This is a genomic window from Caballeronia catudaia (genome assembly GCF_001544755.2).
Lineage (GTDB): Bacteria > Pseudomonadota > Gammaproteobacteria > Burkholderiales > Burkholderiaceae > Caballeronia > Caballeronia catudaia.
Genome location: NZ_FCOF02000044.1, coordinates 26,917 through 45,174 on the forward strand (window position 1 = coordinate 26,917; position 18,258 = coordinate 45,174).

Annotated in this window: 16 protein-coding genes; 7 read left to right on the forward strand and 9 right to left on the reverse strand. The window is 62.5% G+C overall.

What is annotated here, in order from left to right; translation table 11 throughout:
* Positions 1-679: 679 nt before the first annotated feature.
* Both AWB75_RS29930 and AWB75_RS29935 read left to right on the forward strand, forming a co-directional pair.
* A complete protein-coding gene (locus AWB75_RS29930; RefSeq protein ID WP_061127635.1) occupies positions 680-1,471 on the forward strand; it encodes a hypothetical protein in 792 nt (263 codons plus the stop codon).
* A 7-nt stretch (positions 1,472-1,478) separates the two neighbouring features.
* Positions 1,479-1,853 (forward strand): hypothetical protein, encoded by a 375-nt coding sequence (locus AWB75_RS29935; RefSeq protein ID WP_143746531.1) that lies wholly within the window; start codon positions 1,479-1,481, stop codon positions 1,851-1,853.
* A 516-nt stretch (positions 1,854-2,369) separates the two neighbouring features.
* Here AWB75_RS29935 and AWB75_RS29940 read toward each other — a convergent pair.
* The 5 genes from AWB75_RS29940 to AWB75_RS29960 all read right to left on the reverse strand — a co-directional run bounded on the left by AWB75_RS29940 (position 2,370) and on the right by AWB75_RS29960 (position 6,584).
* Entirely contained in the window at positions 2,370-2,612 is a 243-nt protein-coding gene (locus AWB75_RS29940; RefSeq protein WP_061127637.1) for a DUF2795 domain-containing protein, read from the reverse strand.
* Between the two features lie 36 nt (positions 2,613-2,648).
* Positions 2,649-2,915 (reverse strand): hypothetical protein, encoded by a 267-nt coding sequence (locus AWB75_RS29945; protein ID WP_061127638.1) that lies wholly within the window; start codon positions 2,913-2,915, stop codon positions 2,649-2,651.
* 228 nt (positions 2,916-3,143) lie between these two features.
* Positions 3,144-4,880 (reverse strand): ClcB-like voltage-gated chloride channel protein, encoded by a 1,737-nt coding sequence (locus AWB75_RS29950; protein ID WP_061127639.1) that lies wholly within the window; start codon positions 4,878-4,880, stop codon positions 3,144-3,146.
* Positions 4,881-5,019: 139 nt separating this feature from the next.
* Positions 5,020-5,823: an aldo/keto reductase gene (locus AWB75_RS29955; RefSeq protein ID WP_061127640.1), complete on the reverse strand. Its 804-nt coding sequence runs from the start codon at positions 5,821-5,823 to the stop codon at positions 5,020-5,022.
* A 26-nt stretch (positions 5,824-5,849) separates the two neighbouring features.
* Positions 5,850-6,584 carry a glutathione S-transferase gene (locus AWB75_RS29960; RefSeq protein WP_061127641.1) on the reverse strand — a complete coding sequence of 245 codons (735 nt, stop codon included), beginning with the start codon at positions 6,582-6,584 and terminating at the stop codon, positions 5,850-5,852.
* A 169-nt stretch (positions 6,585-6,753) separates the two neighbouring features.
* Between AWB75_RS29960 and AWB75_RS29965 the strand changes: the two genes are divergently transcribed.
* Positions 6,754-7,995, forward strand: coding sequence for a cystathionine gamma-synthase family protein (locus tag AWB75_RS29965; protein ID WP_061127642.1), 1,242 nt, complete (start codon positions 6,754-6,756; stop codon positions 7,993-7,995).
* Between the two features lie 39 nt (positions 7,996-8,034).
* On the opposite strand, the gene AWB75_RS29970 is transcribed toward AWB75_RS29965, so the two are convergent.
* The 4 genes from AWB75_RS29970 to AWB75_RS29985 all read right to left on the reverse strand — a co-directional run bounded on the left by AWB75_RS29970 (position 8,035) and on the right by AWB75_RS29985 (position 13,783).
* Complete coding sequence (locus AWB75_RS29970; RefSeq protein WP_061127643.1) at positions 8,035-8,973, reverse strand: dimethyl sulfoxide reductase anchor subunit family protein; 939 nt, start codon at positions 8,971-8,973, stop codon at positions 8,035-8,037.
* A gap of 20 nt (positions 8,974-8,993) precedes the next feature.
* Positions 8,994-9,713: a 4Fe-4S dicluster domain-containing protein gene (locus tag AWB75_RS29975; RefSeq protein WP_061127644.1), complete on the reverse strand. Its 720-nt coding sequence runs from the start codon at positions 9,711-9,713 to the stop codon at positions 8,994-8,996.
* 11 nt (positions 9,714-9,724) lie between these two features.
* Complete coding sequence (locus tag AWB75_RS29980; RefSeq protein ID WP_061127645.1) at positions 9,725-12,655, reverse strand: molybdopterin oxidoreductase family protein; 2,931 nt, start codon at positions 12,653-12,655, stop codon at positions 9,725-9,727.
* Between the two features lie 63 nt (positions 12,656-12,718).
* The gene (locus AWB75_RS29985) at positions 12,719-13,783 is read right to left on the reverse strand and encodes a YeiH family protein (RefSeq protein WP_061127646.1); all 1,065 of its coding nucleotides are present in this window, start codon (positions 13,781-13,783) and stop codon (positions 12,719-12,721) included.
* 115 nt (positions 13,784-13,898) lie between these two features.
* On the opposite strand from AWB75_RS29985, the gene AWB75_RS29990 reads away from it, so the two are divergent.
* The 4 genes from AWB75_RS29990 (at position 13,899) to AWB75_RS30005 (ending at position 18,163) form a co-directional block, all read left to right on the forward strand.
* Positions 13,899-14,789, forward strand: a complete 891-nt coding sequence (locus tag AWB75_RS29990) for a LysR family transcriptional regulator (protein WP_061127647.1) — start codon at positions 13,899-13,901, stop codon at positions 14,787-14,789.
* Positions 14,790-14,936: 147 nt separating this feature from the next.
* On the forward strand, positions 14,937-15,749 hold the full coding sequence (locus tag AWB75_RS29995; protein WP_061127648.1) for a sugar phosphate isomerase/epimerase family protein: 813 nt from the start codon (positions 14,937-14,939) through the stop codon (positions 15,747-15,749).
* A gap of 63 nt (positions 15,750-15,812) precedes the next feature.
* Positions 15,813-16,814, forward strand: a complete 1,002-nt coding sequence (locus AWB75_RS30000) for a sugar kinase (protein WP_061127662.1) — start codon at positions 15,813-15,815, stop codon at positions 16,812-16,814.
* 68 nt (positions 16,815-16,882) lie between these two features.
* Positions 16,883-18,163, forward strand: a complete 1,281-nt coding sequence (locus tag AWB75_RS30005; RefSeq protein WP_061127663.1) for an MFS transporter — start codon at positions 16,883-16,885, stop codon at positions 18,161-18,163.
* Positions 18,164-18,258 lie beyond the last annotated feature (95 nt).

The window sequence follows — 18,258 nt, forward strand, 5'->3', positions numbered from 1 at the left end:
CGTGCCGCACAGTTATCCCCATGAACTGGGGAGCACCCTGTTGAAAACGCGCTTGGAAGTCTGCTAAGTGATTGACACGCAAGGAGAAGTCATGCGCGCTTCATGACGCGTCAGCGCGAGCGGGCTTGCATGAGTTATCCCCAGCGGACGGGGAAAGGGCTGTGGAAAACCGCTAGGCGACTGCGCTAGTTTTTTGATCCTGTGCTGAAATCGGTGTGCGGTGCGGTTCGCGCCATTTTTTCTTGATGGCGATGGCGAGAGAGGTCGGGGGGCTTGAGTCGCATCAAATCTTGTCATCTTCGACACCGAAAATCGTTAGGCATCCTATAGGATAGTTATCTCTCTGTCTGACAGAAGGTGTCACGATGTTTCCGAAGTGGGGGTTTCCTGCATGGGGCTTCTCGTACAACGCGCTGTATGTGCCGCTAGGCAGCAGCAATTGGCATGGTTGCCTGATGCCGGCAAGCGAAGTTCGAAGCCCGCTTCAGACATGGACCCGGCCATGGTCGTCGGGCGATAGGCCACGTCGAAAACGTAGTCAAGGTAGCTGGTCGGATCACAGATGGTGGGAGGATGACGAGGACGACATCGAGGAGGAAATGGAAAGGCGCATCGCGCGTGATCGCGTCGACTTCCTACAGATGCTCGATATTCAAATCGATCGGCGTGAAGCCCCTACATGTCTCACGACTTCACCCAATGTGTGAGTTACATTCGAGAGCATCTGCGCGTTTCGACGTTTGACTTGCCGGTCGACGGTGCAGGGATCACGAGCATTCTGAAACAGTCCGTGCGTGACAATCGGCTCATTCCGGCGGTTCATCGTGAGTGGTCAGGCAACCGAAGCGTTTTTCGTCACTATGCACCGCAGTACTGGCCCAACTCCGGTGGCGGTTCTGTCACATCGAGCAAGCCACTGTCGTTGACTGAATTCTATGCGTTGAAGCAGGCCAATGGCGAACCCGGAAAGGCCTTGGCTGACGGCGGCGCGTTCGATCTTTCATCCAAGGCGATGGGGCTCGATGCTGCGGCCTCTGCTTCCGATGCCTTCGGCGCCACCATCGGTGATCTCCGCTCGGCTGGGACTGACTGGCTCGGCATGGCTATCGAAGTGGCTGGTGCGGTGGCTGGAGGGGCGCTCGGGAGTGCCAGTGACAAGGATGACAACCCGTTGCTCAAGAATCTAACGGACGGCGACACGCCGATATCGGATGCGGAGCCATTTGAATTCGAATCGGGACTACCGGACGGCGACGGCTTTGATCTTGCAGGGATACCGTTCAATGGCGATCCGGGGTGGGTCGAGTCTGGACCCAAGCAGAAAAAGCAATGGCGCATGTACGGCTCCGACCGGGCCCCGGTTGTAGACATCGATTTCGATGACCATCACGGCCAGCCGAATCCGCACGCGCATAATTGGGACGATGGTGTGCGCGATCACGGCTGGCCCGTATCTGTTTTTCCGCGTTGAGGTTCATATGACCGAGATTTCTGATCTATATGGGAATTTTCATGATTGGTTCCTAGAAAGTATCATCGTTCGTGGCAGTACTAATCCAAGGCGTCCTGACACGCTTGTTCTTGGGATGTTTGATGACCAGAAGCGCGTGAGGATCACCTTCGACGGTATGAGCCGAGCAGGATTCAAGGACGGCGGCGCGTTGAACATCGTGAACTGTCTGGAAATTGTCGAACCGAACACCGATGGCTTTGCCTCAGCGCAGAGCCTGCTTAGCGGATCAGCACACGGCAAGCATAGGGGACGGTATGTGGCGTATCTGTACTCGACCGTGGGAGCAGAGATAGCCGTTGAATTCGATAGCGTGACGATTGCAACACAACCTCCTCAGTGAGCATTCTGGCGAACGGATTTTGTTTTGAATACCTTCGGCTGCGGCACGCAAAATACTATGGCTTGCTAATCAAGGTGCTGGGCGGTTATCCATCGTTCGATGACACAATCGTGAGAACCCTCAGTTGGTGAAGTTTGAACATCGGACTCGACCTTGTGGTGACTTGCGAGGAAGTCATCGTTCAATCGATCACGCCTTACGAGCGCGATCGCCTTTGAAAATTCCCCGCACTTTTCATGGCGCGTCAGCTTGCGTCCGCCCCTGCATAACTTATCCCCATTAAACGTGGAAAGGGCTGTGGAAAACCGCTTGGCGACTCATCTAGTTTCTTGATTCCGCGCCGAAATAACCGCGCGATGCGGTTCGCGCCACTTTTTCCCCAAAAGCGGCGCACAGCTTCGATGCTCGAGTTATCCACAATTTCTGTGGATAGCAGTGTTGAAAAGCGTCGGGCAGTCGCGTTAAGTCTTTGATGAATAACGTTTTGTCTGACCTGACCGATCTGCACGACGAGCGCTAGATCGAAATTCCCGGTCCGCCATTGCTGCCCAGCAGTTGCTCGACCGAATCCGGGTTGTTGTAGTCCTGCTCGGGCAATCCGTCGAAGAGCGTGATGACGTCGTTGGACACGCCCGCCGCGCGCGCCGCATCGACGATCGCATCCTTGTTGGCCGGGTACGTCACGGTGCGTAGCACCTGCGCGATCTCGTCGTCGATCGGCTCATCGTTCAAGGCGTGTTTTGCGTGCGTGTCGGTCATTCGAAGGTCCGTATCGAGGTGCGAAAGAGGAGGTCGTCAGGTCTGAACCTGGATCGGCTGGCTCGCCATGCCGTGGCTCGGCGCGCGTGACTTCGGCAGCGGCACATGACGCCAGCGGGCGTGACCCAGATCCTGCGCCGAAACGTCCGGCGCGGGCGGCGCAACGGGCGCGGCGTTCACGCGCAGCGCGGCGCGAATCGCGGCAGCGCCGGCGGTGGATTCATCTGTCGAACCCGTGTGCAGCGGCGCGGCATAGCACGACACCGAAACCAGTGCCATCGACAACAACGTTGAGGTCTTCATCGGGCAACCCCTCCTCACGTGAGCAGCGAGATTCATCAAGCAAAGCGTATGCCGATGAACCTCTGCGCTGCCCGCCGTGCGCGCGGTCCGTTGGGACGATGCACACACGGGCGCGACGAGTGGGCGTCGCGCGAACGCACTTCGAGTGAATTGTGAAGTCAGCCGAAGTCGCGTTGAAAGGCGGGCGCAAGCCGCGCGCGCGCCGCGAAATTGCACGGCCGCGCAGTTTCAGCGCGATGTCGGATTCAAACGGAAGTATGCGTCCAGAAGCGAGGTTTTGTACACGACGCCGAGCAGCAGCGGCTGCGTTTTTTTCTCGATCACCGGCAGCCGCTCGCCCTGAAACGCGAGGAAATGCTGCAGCGCTTCGCCGAGCGACATGTCGGGCGTGAGCACATCGAATTGCGGCTGAAGATAATCCTCCGCTGTCTTCGTTTTCGTGTCGTGCTCGTCGAGGAGGTCGGAGGTGATGTCCTTCAGCGCGACGACGCCGCGAAAGCGCTCGGCTTCATCGACGACATAGAGATACTTCACGGGGTACTCCAGGAACACGCGCGTCATGTCCTTGATGTTCGCCGTGAGCGGCACGACAGTATCGGCGGGTTTGACGAGCTCGCGCATTTGCGTCGCGGCGAGCCGGATGCGCTCTTTTTCCTCACGATTGCGGCGCAGCGTGACTTCATACATCGACGTTTGTTCAGACGTGCGCGCGATGAAATACGCGATCACGCACGAGAGCATCAGCGGCAGCATGACCTGATACGAGAGCGTCATCTCGAAGATCATCAGGATCGCCATGAGCGGCGCGTGTGTGGCGGCGGCGAGAAACGCGCCCATGCCGACCATGGCGTAGGCGAAGGGCGCCGACGTGTATTGCGGGAAGATCGCATGCACGCCGATGCCGAAGAGACAGCCGAGCACCGCGCCGACGAAGAGCGTCGGCGTGAAGATCCCGCCGACGGCGCCCGAGCCTGCGGTTGCCGCCGTCGCGATGATCTTGAAGACGAGCACGACGAGCAGCGTGGTCCACGCCCACGGTTCGTGCAGCAGCGAGTTCACGACTTCGTAGCCGTTGCCCCAGACCTCGGGCCACCAGACCGAGATCACGCCGACGATCAGGCCGCCGAGCGCGAGGCGCACCGGCAAGGGCAAGGGCAGCGTCGAGAAGCGTTTCTTCGATGCCGCCAGGAGCCGCAGGAAATACGGCGCGAGCACGCCGCACAAGAGGCCGAGCACGACGAAGAGCAGCACTTCGATGCCCGTGACGGCCGGAAACACGGGCATCTCGTACGGCGGCTTGTAGCCGGCGAACTCGCGCATCGTGATGTTGGCGACGACCGACGAGACCACGATCGGCCCGAAGCTTTCCATCGCCATCGAGCCGAGCACGAGTTCGGTGACGAAGAACGCGCCCGCGATCGGCGCGTTGTACGCCGACGTGATACCGGCCGCCGCGCCGCACGCGACGAGCAGCCGCAGGCGCGGCGGATCGAAATGCACCCAGCGTCCGATGAGCGACGACGCGAGCGCGGCGAGCTGCACCATCGAACCTTCGCGGCCGATGGAGCCGCCGCTCGAAATCGTGATGAGCGAGGACAGACTGCGCCAGAAGCTTTGCCAGACGGGCACGATGCCATCGCCGATGGTGACGGCTTCCATATAGTCCGTGCTCGCGTTCTTGCTGGCGCGTTTGCGCGCGACCAGCAGACAGCCGCCCGCGATGAGCCCGCCCACTGCGGGCAGCGCGATGCGCGCGGGCCAGGGCAGGCTGTGCGCGAGCGCGACGAGGCCTTCCGAATGGTTGCCGAGAAGCCGTTGCAGGATCTCAATGCCTTCGCGGAAGACGGATGTCGCGAAGGCCCCGGCCACGCCGACGACGACCGCCCAGACGAGCATCGTATGCGAGTCCGACAGACGGAAGAGCCGTTGGGCGCGTGTACGGAGCTTGAGCAGGAAAGAGAGCACTTTTACGAAATCGTGGAAAGCTTAGAAGCAAATGGAATAAGGGGTGGCCAAGGATAGCATTGCGCGGCGGCTGCGCAGACGAAAAAAACCCGGCGCGAGCGGCCGGGCTGCGTGCGATGCGTGGCCGACGCGTCGTGCGTCACCACTTCGGCGCGAACGGCGGATTCGCGTTGCGCTTGCCTTCGTCGAGCGCGTCGATTTTCGCGATGTCGTCGGCGTCGAGCTTCAGCTTTTGCGCATCCAGGTTGCTCTTCTGATGCTCCGGATTCGTCGATGCCGACAGCACCACGATATCGCGCGACAACAGCCACGCGAACGTCACCTGCGCGGGCGTCGCACCGTGTTTTTCCGCGATCGCCTTCAACGTCGGGTCCGTATGCGCGCGGCCTTCGCCGAGCGGCATGTACGCAGTCACCTTGACACCGAGCCGTTGCGTCGCATCGACGAGCTCGCGGTTCGCGAGAAACGGGCTCACCTCGATCTGATTCGTGAGGATCTCCTTGCCGCCCGGCGCCTTCAGCGCTTCTTCGAGCAGCGGCGCGGTGAAATTCGACACGCCGTAGCGACGAATCAGGCCGAGCTTCTGCGCTTCCCGCATCGCCGCGAGCGTTTCGGCGATGGGCACCCCGCGATCGGGCGAAGGCCAGTGCACGAGTGCGAGATCAATCGTGCCGATATCGAGCTTCGCGTGGCTGTCTTTCAGGCTCGCGATGAGCGCATCGCGCGAGAGCCGCTCCCACCAGACTTTCGTGGTGACCCAGATACCGTCGCGCGGCACGCCCGAGTCGCGCACGCCCTGGCCGACGGCGGCTTCGTTGTTGTAGAACTGCGCGGTGTCGATATGCCGATAGCCGCTTTGCAATGCGCTCTTCACGGCGTTCGTGGTCTTCGCGGCATCGACGCGGAACGTGCCGAGACCGAAGGAAGGGATCGTTTCTACCATGCTGGCTCCTGATTGACGTGGACGCGTCAAGCGTCCTGATCGAGTTCGGGATAGTGCCTGAAAATGCCCGATTCGTTGAACGGGATACGCCGTTCCGAATCGACGTAAGCCGCGATGTTCGGCCTTTGCAGCACCGCATCGTGCAGCGCGCTGACGTGCGGATACTGCTTGCCGAACTTCTTCGTCGCGCGCGGAAAAGCGTACGACATGCCCTCGACAATCTGAAAGATAGAAAGATCGACGTAGGTCGTTGCGTCGCCGACCATCTGCGCCGGGCCATGCGGATTCTGCTTCAGCACGCGCTCGAAGTAATGCATGAATTTAGGTACGCGCTTGTCGAGAAAATATTGCGTGCGAATCTTCGCCGCGTCCTTCTGATCTTCATAGTAAAGATCGGTCGCGAGCGGATGATGCGTGTCGTGCACTTCGGCGACGAAATCGGCGATGGTCAACTGCAATCCATGCGCGATGTAGCGCAGGCCTTCGTCCTTCGGCGCGAGTCCGAGCTTCGGCCCGAGATACAGAAGAATGTTCGCGACATGCGGCACGATCAACTCGCCATCCTTCAAAAACGGCGGCGCGAAGGGAATGAGCGGTTCGGTCTTGCTGTTCAGCACCTTCACCATCGCGTCCGTGCCATACCCGCTTTTCTTCGATTCACGCGCGACGTCGACATATTCCGCGCCGGCATCTTCCAGCGCGAGCCGCACGAATTCGCCGCGGCCCTGCAATCCGTCCCAGTAATGGAGTTCGTAAGCCATGAGAAGGGGTCCTCGAAAGAGTTCGCTTGTCACTGATACAGCGAAACCCGGCGAAATTGCGCGGACGAAGATCGGGGCGAGCAACACGCATTCCCGCATGGTATCGACGCATGATGGCGCGAATCGGGCAAAATCGGTGTTTTGCGTTTCGACTCGTAGCGGAGATGGGATGGACAAGCAAGGCTTCACCACAGGCATCGTTCATGGCGACCGGATCACGGGCGTGGAGCACGGCGGCGTGCGCCAGGCCATACATACATCGGTGCAATACGGATTCGAACGCGTCGAAGATCTGATCGGCGTGTTTCAGGGCACGAAAAAGGGCGGTTTCAACTACGCGCGTCAGGGCACGCCGACGACGGCCGCGCTCGAGCGCAAGATCACGAGCCTCGAAGAGGGCGTCGGATCGATCTGCTTCAGCACGGGCATGGCGGGCATTTCGGCGATTTTCCTGACCCTGCTGCGCGCAGGCGATCATCTCGTGTCGAGCCGCTATGTCTTCGGCAACACGAACAGCCTGTTCGGAACGCTGCGCACGCTGGGCATCGAAGTGACGATGGTCGATGCCACGTCCGCCGGCAACGTCGCCAACGCGATCAAGCCGAACACGCGCATGGTGTTCGTCGAGACGATCGCGAATCCGGGGACGCAGATTCCCGATCTCGAAGGCATCGGCGAACTGTGCCGCGATCGCGGTCTCGCGTATGTCGTCGACAACACGATCACATCGCCCGCGCTGTTCAGGCCGAAAGCGGTCGGCGCGAGTCTCGTCGTCAATTCGCTGACGAAGACCATCGCCGGTCATGGCGCGGCGCTCGGCGGCGCGGTGACGGACACCGGTCTCTTCGACTGGAGCGCGTACCCGAATATCGCCGATGACTACCGCCGCTCCGCTTCGAAAGAGCAAGGGCTCCTGCAGATCCGCAAGAAAGGGCTGCGCGACATGGGCGCGTCGCTGTCGTCGGAGCAGGCGCATTCCATCGCGATGGGGGCGGAAACGCTCGCACTGCGCGTCGCGAAGTGCAGTGAGAACGCACTCGCGCTCGCACAGTTTCTCGAGAAGCACGAGGCCATCGGCCGTGTGTTTTATCCGGGCTTGAAGAGTCATCCGCAGTATGAGATTGCGCAGGCGCTGTTCAAGGGCGCGTCGTGGCTGCTGTCGTTCGAATTGCGCAATGCCGAACGCATGATCGAAGTCGTGAACGCGCTCCAGTTGCCGGTGAAGGCGACGGGCTTGGGCGACACGCGCACGCTCATCATTCCCGTTGCGCCGACGATCTTCTACGAAGCCGGCCCCGAAGTCCGCAAGTCGATGGGCATTTCCGACGGCATGCTGCGGCTGTCGGCGGGCATCGAGGATATCGACGATCTCATCGCCGATTTCGATCAAGCGCTCAAACTCGCCGTCTGACGTCAAACGCGTGCCGCCCGGCACGCGTTGTCTTTCATTTCACGACGCCCGTGCGTAGTAAATATTCTGCGGGTGCCGCGCTTCCGCGAAGAAGAACCATCGCTCGGCGATGAGCCCCAGATATTGCGTGACGCACGCAAGACAGAACAGCGCGATCGACTGCGTGCCGATGCCGAGCACCATCAACACGAACGGCACGCCGAACGCGCCGACGAGAAACGTCCACTTGATGCGCGCGATCGCTTCGGCGGAACGTCCGTGAAAGAACTCGCGCAGATTGAATGCGCCCGCCGTGAAGCCGCGCGATTTCTGCACGACGTTCGGCCCTTTGATGCCTGTCGCGCTTTGCACGGTCGACTTGGGACGCAGGCGCGCATTGCGCTGAAGCGTTGCCACACGCGATATGCAGCCGGCGAGCGTCAACGTGCATGCGCAAGCCGCAAGACCGGCCGCGAGCGACGGCGCCAGCCACGCGGCGCACGCCGTCGCGAGCGTGAATCCGGACGCGCAGCCGAGCAGCACGAAGTTGACCATCGTGAGCGGCGTCGCCCATTCCTGGAGGAAGCGCAGGCACGCATAAATCATCGCGGTGCAGACGAAAAGCGCCGCCGACGCAAGCACGCCGATCACGCCGATGAGAAGCGACCACGGCCAACCGAACCAATGCGCGATGCCATAAGCCGCGCCGCATGCGAGAAACGCGGGCAGGCACAAACACTCGCGCGAGAGCCATGACGTGCGCCACATCGCGATGGCGCGCCACGCGCGCTCCGGATGCCCGAGATGGAAGAACGAAGCGACGAGCCCCAGGCCGCCGAGCGCGACGCACAACGCCGCGCCGACGATGAAGAACATCTGCGAAGGCGCGGCGATCAGACCGAGCTTCGCGAGCGCCTCGACGCCGACGAGCGCGATCAGCAAGCCTTGCGCGGCGCCGCTCAGTGTCGTGAGGAACACGACGGAAAACGCGGGTTTCATGTTCGAGCTCCGATGAAAGTTCAGACGCGCACGGCCATCGCCGCGAGATTGAGGTCGCCGTGTGCTTCGGGCGCTTCGGCGGCGTTGGAATTGCAGCCGCACGAACCGCCGCTGCCGCAGGAATTCACCGGCCGCCGCGGCAAATAGTGGTTCGCGGGTCGCGTCTCCCATTCGGGCATCAACTGATAACCGCCGCGTTCCTCGATTGCCTTCGACACCACCGACTCCGGATCATGGATATCGCCGAAAAGCCGCGCCGATGTCGGGCACGCGAGCACGCACGCGGGCTTGCGGTCACGTTCGGGCAGCGCTTCGTTGTAGATGCGATCGGCGCACAGCGTGCACTTCGTCATTTCCTTGCGCTCTTCGTCGAGCTCGCGCGCGCCGTAAGGACACGCCCACGCGCAGTATTTGCAGCCGATGCACTTGTCGAAATCCACGAGCACGAGTCCGTCTTCCTTGCGCTTGTAGCTCGCGCCGGTCGGACAGACGGGCACGCACGGCGGGTCTTCGCAGTGCAGGCACGATTTCGGGAAGTGGATCGTGTCGGCGAGCGGAAACTCGCCCGCTTCGTACGTCTGCACGCGGTTGAAGAAGGTGCCGGACGGATCGCCGTCGTAAGGGCGCTGATCCGCGAGGCTGCCGGCTTCGCCCGACGTGTTCCACTCCTTGCAGCTCGTCACGCAGGCGTGGCATCCGACGCAGACGTTCAAATCGATCACGAGGGCCATCTGGGTCATGTCGGTCTCCTTCAGTCGTTCGTGTTGCGCTTGACGGCATTGCGCAGCCGCGCCGCGAACTCGCCGCGCCCCGCGAAGTAGGTCTGCACGACGCGCTGGATCGTACCCGTCATGCCGGGCGATGGCGGCATCGGCGCGAATTGCGGCAGCGTGTGGCTCGCATCGGCTTCGGCGGGGTAGACGCGCACGCGCACGTCGTACCACGCGGCCTGTCCCGTGATCGGGTCGGAGTTCGAGAAGCGCATGCCTTCGCGCGCGGAAACCGGAAGCTCATCCGTGATGAGGTGATTGAGCAGAAAGCCGCGCTGCGATTCGTTGGCATCGGAACCGAGGCCCCACGCGCCCGCCGCCTTGCCGATCGCGTTCCATGTCCATACCGTGCCCGGCTCGACCGCTTCGCTGTAACGCGCCATGCAGCGCACCTTGCCCCATTGCGATTCGACGTAGATCCAGCCGCCATCCTCGATGCCGTTCGCCTTCGCCATGCGTGGATTCATATACAGCAGGTTCTCGCCATGAATCTGCCGCAGCCACGCGTTTTGCGAGTCCCACGAGTGATACATCGCCATCGGGCGCTGCGTGACGGCCGCGAGCGGATACTGCGCGAGATCGGTCGTATCGAGTTCGAGCGGCGCATACCAGAACGGCAGCGGATCGAAATACTCCTCGATGCGCGCACGCAGATGATCGGGCGGCTGCCTGCCTTTCGTGCGCCCTTGCGCTGCAAGGCGAAACTTCTGCATCACGTCGGAATAGAGCTGAATCAGGATCGGCTCGTTGAACTTGCGAAAGCCCTTGTCGACGGCGAATTGCAGATACGGACCGTTCTGGCCGCGCATATATTGCAGTTCTTCAGGCAGCGTGTAGTGATAGACGCAGTCGTGCTTCGCGTACTCTTCCCACTGATTCGGATTCGGCTCGCCGACGAGCGCATCGCGGCCGTCCTTGCCGCGCCAGCCGATCAGAAAGCCGACGCCCGATCCCGGCGCGGTCTGATGATTGACGATGAAATCCGGATAGTCGCGGTACTTGCGCGCGCCATCGGGCGTGGTGAACGCGGGCAGCTTCAGGCGGCTGCCGAGCTCGACGAGCACTTCCTGAAACGGCCGGCATTCGCCCGTGCGCGGCACGACCGGCACGCGCACCGAATCGACCGGGCCGTCGAACTCGGAGATCGGGCGATCGAGCATCGACATCGCGTCGTGACGTTCGAGATAGGTCGTGTCGGGCAGGATGAGATCGGCGAACGCGGTCATCTCCGACTGGAACGCATCGCACACGACGATGAACGGAATCTTGTATTCACCCGCCTCATTTCTGTCGGCGAGCATCTTGCGCACTTCCATCGTGTTCATCGACGAATTCCAGGCCATGTTGGCCATGAAGATCATCAACGTGTCGATGGTGTACGGATCGCCGCGCCAGGCGTTCGTGATGACGCTGTGCATCACGCCGTGCACCGCGAGCGGATACTCCCAGGAGAACGCCTTGTCGATGCGCACGGGCGTGCCGTCGTCGTGGATGAAGAGATCCTCGGGCGCGGCAGGCCAGCCGAGCGGGCCGGACGCGAGCGGCGTATTCGGCTTCACCTGATCGGGATGGTTCGGCGGTTTCGCGGACGGCGGCACCGCGCGCGGAAACGGCGACTTGTGCCGGAAGCCGCCCGGCCGGTCGATCGTGCCGAGCAGCGACATCAGCACCGCAAGCGCGCGGATCGACTGGAAGCCGTTCGAGTGCGCGGCGAGTCCGCGCATCGCGTGAAAGGCGATGGGATTGCCCGTGACCGTCGCGTGCTTCTTGCCCCATGCGTCGGTCCATTCGATCGGCAACGTGATCTTGTGATCGCGGCTCACCTGGATCATTTCGGCGGCGAGGCGTTTGATGGTCGCGACGGGAATGCCGGTGATGTCCGCGGCCCATTCGGGCGTGCACGACGCCACTTGCTCGCGCAGCAGCGCGAACGAGGGCGCGACGGGCGTGCCGTCGTCGAGCGTGTAGCGGCCGTCGAGCGCGGGTTCGGCATCGTCGGCATGATGCGCGACCGCGCGATTCGTCTTTTTGTCCCACCACAGATGATTCTGCGGAAAGAGCGCATTGCCTTCGGGCGCGTCGCCGTCCTTGACGAAAAGGCCGAACGTATCGCTCGATTCGTTCATGTCGAGCAGTTCGGCCGCATTCGTGTAGCGCGTGACGAACTCGTGATCGTACGCATCGGCGGCGATGAGTTCGTGGAGCAGCGCCATGAAGAGCGCGCCGTCGGTGCCGGGACGAATCGGCACCCATTCATCGGCGATGGCCGCGTAGCCCGTGCGCACCGGATTGATCGCGATGAAGCGTCCTCCCGCGCGCTTGAACTTCGAAAGGGCGATCTTGAGCGGATTCGAATGATGGTCCTCCGCCGTGCCGATCATGAAGAAGAGCTTCGCGCTGTCGAGGTCGGGGCCGCCGAATTCCCAGAACGAGCCGCCGATCGTATAGATCATGCCCGCGGCCATGTTCGCCGAACAGAAGCCGCCGTGTGCGGCGTAGTTGGGTGTGCCGAAATTTTTAGCGAAGAGGCCGGTCAGCGCCTGCATCTGGTCGCGGCCTGTGAAGAGCGCGAATTTCTTGGGGTCGGTGGCGCGCAGGTGCGCGAGCCGTTTTTCGAGCGTGTCGAGCGCGACATCCCACGACACCGGCTCGAACTGCGCTTCGCCGCGCAGTGCGTCGGCCTTGCGCATCAGCGGCTGCGTGAGACGCGCGGGCGAGTATTGCTTCATGATGCCCGACGCGCCCTTCGCGCAGATCACGCCTTGGTTGAGCGGATGGTTAGGATTGCCGTCGATGTATCGAACTTCGCCGTCGCGCAGATGCACGCGGATGCCGCAGCGGCACGCGCACATGTAGCACGTCGTGGTCTTGACATCGAGCTTCTCGTTCTGGGTGCGAGCGCCGTGTTCCATGAGTGCTCCTTCAAAGCGTTATCGCGCGAGGGGACACTCGCGCGATTTGTACTGCTGCGTCGATCAGCCGAACAGTTTTTCGACGCCAAGCGTGATCGCAAGGCCGCCGCCGACGAGCCACGCATACAGGATCGCGCCGGTGGCAAGTGCACGCGGTCCCGCCTGACGAATCTGCGCGATGCGCGTTTCCATGCCGAGCGCGGTCATGGCCATCGTGAGGGCGAAGGTGTCGAGCGTGTTGATCGTGCTGGTCGCGGCATCGGGAAGCAGATGCAGCGAGTTCACGACGACGAGCGCGAGGAAACCGAGCGCGAACCAGGGCACCGCGACCTTGCCTTTGCCTTGCGACGCATCGCCGCTACGCGACCGGCTGATCCAGAAGCCGATCACGAGCAGCACGGGCACGAGCAGCATCACGCGCGTCATCTTCACGATCGTGGCGATGTGCGTCGCTTCCGGGCTCACGTTGCTCGCCGCGCCGACGACCTGCGCCACTTCGTGAATGGTGCCGCCGAAGAAGAGGCCCGCGCCGAGCGTATCGAGATGCAGCCAGCCGGCGTTGAGCGCGAGCGGGTAGAGGAACATCGAGAGCGTGCCGAACAGCACGACGCTGCCGACCGCCATCGCGCTCTTGTGCGGCTTCGATTGCAGGGTCGATTCGAACGCCAGCACCGCCGCAGCGCCGCAGATCGCGCTGCCGGCCGCCGTGAGGAGCGCGGTGTCGCGATCGAGCTTCATCAGCTTCATGCCGGCCCACGTACCGATCACGAGCGTGCTCACGACGACCAGCACCGACACCGTGAATCCCGACACGCCGACTTGCGCGATTTCCTGAAGGCTCACGCGCAGCCCGAAGAACGCCACCGCGATGCGCAGCAGTTTGCGCGCGGAGAAGTTGACGCCGGCGGCCCAGCTGTCGGGCATGCCGTGACGCAGCGCGTTGCCATAGATCGCGCCCGCGACGATGCCGACGATCAGCGGGCTGATCCCCAGTCCAGCGACAGCGGGCACGGACGCGAGCCTCGTCACCGCCGCCGCGAACAACGCGACGAAAAGAATGCCGTTGAGCTGTCCCCGCGTGGAGGACGCGGCGGGCGCCAGGGAATGGGCGGACTGAACCGTAGACATGGAAGAACCCGTTGGTAAGTTGGATGATCAATGGGCTAATCCTATTCTCGATATATGAATATGAAAAATCGTGATTTAGAATGTGAAATATCGGCTAAACTGATATTTGAGAATTATGACCCCGGAACAACTGATAACTTTTGCGACGGTCGCTGAGCACGGCAATATCAGTCGCGCGGCGGTGGCACTGCATCTGTCGCAGCCCGCCGTGTCGGGGCAATTGCGACTCTTGCAGGATGAATTCGGCGAGCCGCTTTATCAACGCGATGGCCGCGGCGTGCGGCTGACCGCGGCCGGTGAACAGTTGCTCGGCCACGCGGAGCGCCTGCGCGACAACTTTCGCCAGGCGCATGCGCTGCGCGACGCGCTGCGCGGGCTCGAGCGCGGCACGCTGCGCATCGGCGCGAGCACGACGCCCGCGAGCTATCTGCTGCCGTATCTGATCGCGGCGTTTCACAGGCTGTTTCCGGACGTCGTCGTGACGACCATCGATGGCAATACCGCCGATATCGTCGCCGCCCTCGGGTCACTGGATATAGCGCTCGTCGAAGGGTCGCCCGGCCAGGATCTGCCGCTCGGCACGACCGTCACGTCGTGGCGCGAAGACGAGATCGTCGCGATCCTGCCAAACGGCCATCCGCTTGCCGCCGGGCGGAAGGCCGTCACGCTCGAAGAGCTCGGCGAACACAAGCTCGTGCTGCGTGAGCCGGGCTCGGGCGTGCGGCAGATCGTCGAGCGCGCGTTCGCGGAGCGCGATGTGCCGATGCGCGTCGCGCTCGAAATCGCAGGCGTCGAAGGCGTGAAGGAGGCCGTGCGTGCGGGCATGGGCATCGGCTTCGTCTCGGCGATGTCGATCCGCCACGAGGACAGCGCGCTCAGGCGCGTGCGCATCGCGCCGAAACCGCTCACGCGTCGTTTTTCGATACTGCTGCCGCATGCCGCGACGCCATCGCGCGCTGCTGCGCGTTTTCTCGAACTGTGCGAGGAGCCGGGTCTGCTCGGCTAGGGAATTCCACTATGGCGCGCTAATACTGCCTTGGCGCAACATTCGGCTTCAACACGGGCGCTGCGGCGTCCTTTTTGAAAATCCGTTATGGAACCGGTTCCAAGTGTCGTTTGGGGCCGCAACAGCAGGGAAATGCGAGTGAATGAGATGGCACTTTCTCCCAGCGAAGCAAAGCGCACCGAAGTCGTGATTGTCGCAAGCGCGTTCGGCGCGGATGCGATCCGGCGCGACGGTCACGCGGTCTGGGCCGGAGCCGCCGCGCGCGCCGGCGCCGATGGCTTCGAAGTGCGCCGTGAGCTGCTTGCGGACGAAGCCGATGCACGGCCCGAGGCGCTCGCGCAGCTCGGCTCGCAGATTCGCGCGCACGGCTTGTGGGCCGTCTACTCGACGCCCGCGACACTGTTTCGCGACGACGGCTCGCTCGATATCGCCGCGCTGCGACTCGCGATCGACGAAGCGGCGGCGCTGGGCGCGCGCATCGTGAAGCTGCAGCTCGGCGGTACGGAAAGTTCTGTCGCGACCGATCCCGCGACGCTCGATCGCCTGATGACGGGCGTTGCTGCATCGAAAGCGCGCGTCGTCGTCGAGAACGGGCAACTGAAAGCAGGCGGAACGATCGGCGCGTTCGAAGCGCTGTTCGCCGCACTGCCCGAAGCGAGCGGCCTCGCGATGACCTTCGACACCGGCAACTGGCACTGGGCGGAGCAAGACCCGCTCGACGCTGCGAAGCGCATCGCGCCGCACGTCGCGTATGTCCATTGCAAGGCCGTGATGGGCGAGGGCGCGCGCCGTTTCGCCGCCGCGCCCGCGAATGGCGACGCGCGTTTCGCGACGCTGCTCGCGCAATTGCCGGGCGATGTGCCGCGCGGCATCGAATATCCGTTTATTGCCGGCGCTGGCGCCGACGGCTCGCTCGACGCCGACGCGGAGCGCCAGGTCGCGCGTATTGCGGCATTTTGAATTACGCATTCAAGCGACGCACAACGCATTTTGCATTCAGCATTCATCAGCAAAGGACTCGACATGCAAGCCAAGCCTGAAGCCCTCGACATCGTCACCTACGGCGAAGCAATGACGATGTTCGTCGCCGCCGAGACCGGCGATCTTGCGAAGGCCGTTCAATTTACGAAGCGCGTCGCGGGCGCGGATCTGAACGTCGCGATCGGCCTGTCGCGTCTGGGCTTCAGAGTGGGCTGGATGAGCCGCGTCGGCAACGATTCGTTCGGCCGCTACGTGCTCGACGTGCTCGCCGCCGAAGGCATCGACGCGCGCCGCGTCGCCATCGACGAGCGCTATCCGACCGGTTTTCAGTTGAAGGGCAAGTGCGATGACGGCAGCGATCCGGCGGTCGAATACTTCCGCCGTGGCTCGGCCGCGAGTCATTTGTCGCTCGAAGATTACGCCGCGGATTACGTGCTGGGCGCGCGCCACCTGCATCTGACGGGCGTTGCGCCCGCGATTTCGGCCAGCTCGCGTGAACTCGCGTTCCACATGGCCCGCGAAATGCGTGCGGCAGGCAAGACGATCTCGTTCGATCCGAACCTGCGCCCGACGCTCTGGCCGTCGCGCGAGGCGATGGCCGAATCGCTCAACGCGCTCGCCGCGCTGGCCGACTGGGTATTGCCCGGCGTGTCCGAAGGCCTGACGCTGACGGGTTACGCGAAGCCCGAGGACATCGCCGCGTTCTATCTCGATCGGGGCGCGAAGGGCGTCGTCGTGAAGCTGGGCGCGCACGGCGCGTATTTCCGCACTACCGACGGCGACGAAGGCATCGTGCCGGGCGTGCCGGTCGAGAACGTCGTCGATACGGTCGGCGCGGGCGATGGCTTCGCGGTCGGCGTCGTAAGCGCGCTGCTCGAAGGGCGCGACGTGCGCCATGCGATCGGACGCGGCAACCGGATCGGCGCGCTGGCGATTCAGGTGATCGGCGACAGCGAAGGGCTGCCTACGCGCGCCGCTCTCGATCTGCTCGAAGCAAAGGATTCCAACGACAAGACGGCCAAAGCCGCGCTCGATGTGGCCTGACGAATAGAGAACCTACAGCCCTTCGAGGGGCGAACCTGAGATCAACAGAAATGTCTTCGGAGACAACCATGCAATCTTCAACTCCCAAGCTCGCGGTGCGCCGCTGGTGGGCGATCATGCCGATCGTCTTCATCACGTATAGCCTCGCGTACCTCGACCGCGCCAACTACGGCTTTGCCGCGGCCGCGGGCATCAACCAGGATCTGGGCATCAGCAAGGGGCTGTCGTCGCTGATCGGCGCGCTGTTCTTCCTCGGCTACTTCTTCTTCCAGATTCCGGGCGCGATCTATGCCGAACGCCGCAGCGTGAAAAAGCTCGTGTTCTGGAGCCTGATCCTGTGGGGCGGCTGCGCCACGCTCACGGGCATGGTGAGCAACATTCCTTCGTTGATGGCGATCCGCTTCGTGCTCGGGGTCGTCGAGGCTGCGGTGATGCCGGCGATGCTCGTGTTCATCGCGAACTGGTTCACTAAATCCGAGCGTTCGCGCGCGAATACGTTTCTCATTCTCGGCAATCCGGTGACGGTTTTGTGGATGTCGGTCGTGTCGGGCTATCTCGTGAATTCGTTCGGCTGGCGTCACATGTTCATCGCGGAAGGTTTGCCCGCGGTCGTGTGGGCGGTGATCTGGTGGTTCATCGTGAAGGACAAGCCCGCGCAGGTGAACTGGCTGTCGGACCAGGAAAAGAACGATCTCGATGCGACGCTGCGGGCCGAGCAGGCCGCGATCAAGCCCGTGAAGAATTATCGTGAGGCGTTCAAGTCGCCGGCCGTCATCAAGCTGTGCGCGCAGTATTTCTGCTGGAGCATCGGCGTGTATGGTTTCGTGCTGTGGCTGCCGTCGATCTTGAAGAGCGGTTCGACGCTCGGCATGGTCGAGACGGGCTGGCTTTCGGCGGTGCCGTATCTGGCGGCGACCATTGCGATGCTGCTGGCTTCGTGGGCTTCCGACAAACTCCAGGCGCGCAAGGCATTCGTGTGGCCGTTTCTGCTGATCGGTGCGGTGGCGTTCGCCGGGTCGTATCTGCTTGGGTCGACGAATTTCTGGGCTTCGTATACGTTGCTCGTGATCGCGGGCGCGGCGATGTATGCGCCGTATGGGCCGTTCTTTGCGATCGTGCCGGAGTTGTTGCCGAAGAATGTCGCGGGAGGCGCGATGGCCCTTATCAACAGCATGGGGGCGTTGGGGTCGTTCGTCGGGTCTTATTTTGTTGGATATCTGAATGGGGCGACTGGCTCGCCGGCGGCTTCCTATGTGTTCATGAGCGTGGCGTTGTTGCTGGCTGTATGGTTTACGTTGGCGGTTAAGCCGCAGGGTGCGATTAGTTCCGGTGTGGCTGTCAGGTCGTGAAGCTTGTTTTCGTGTTGGTTTATTAGCGTTGCCCCTCCCCGGGGCGGGGATAACTTTCTTTGCTCGGGACCAGAGTAAGCGCTAAAGCGCCAACT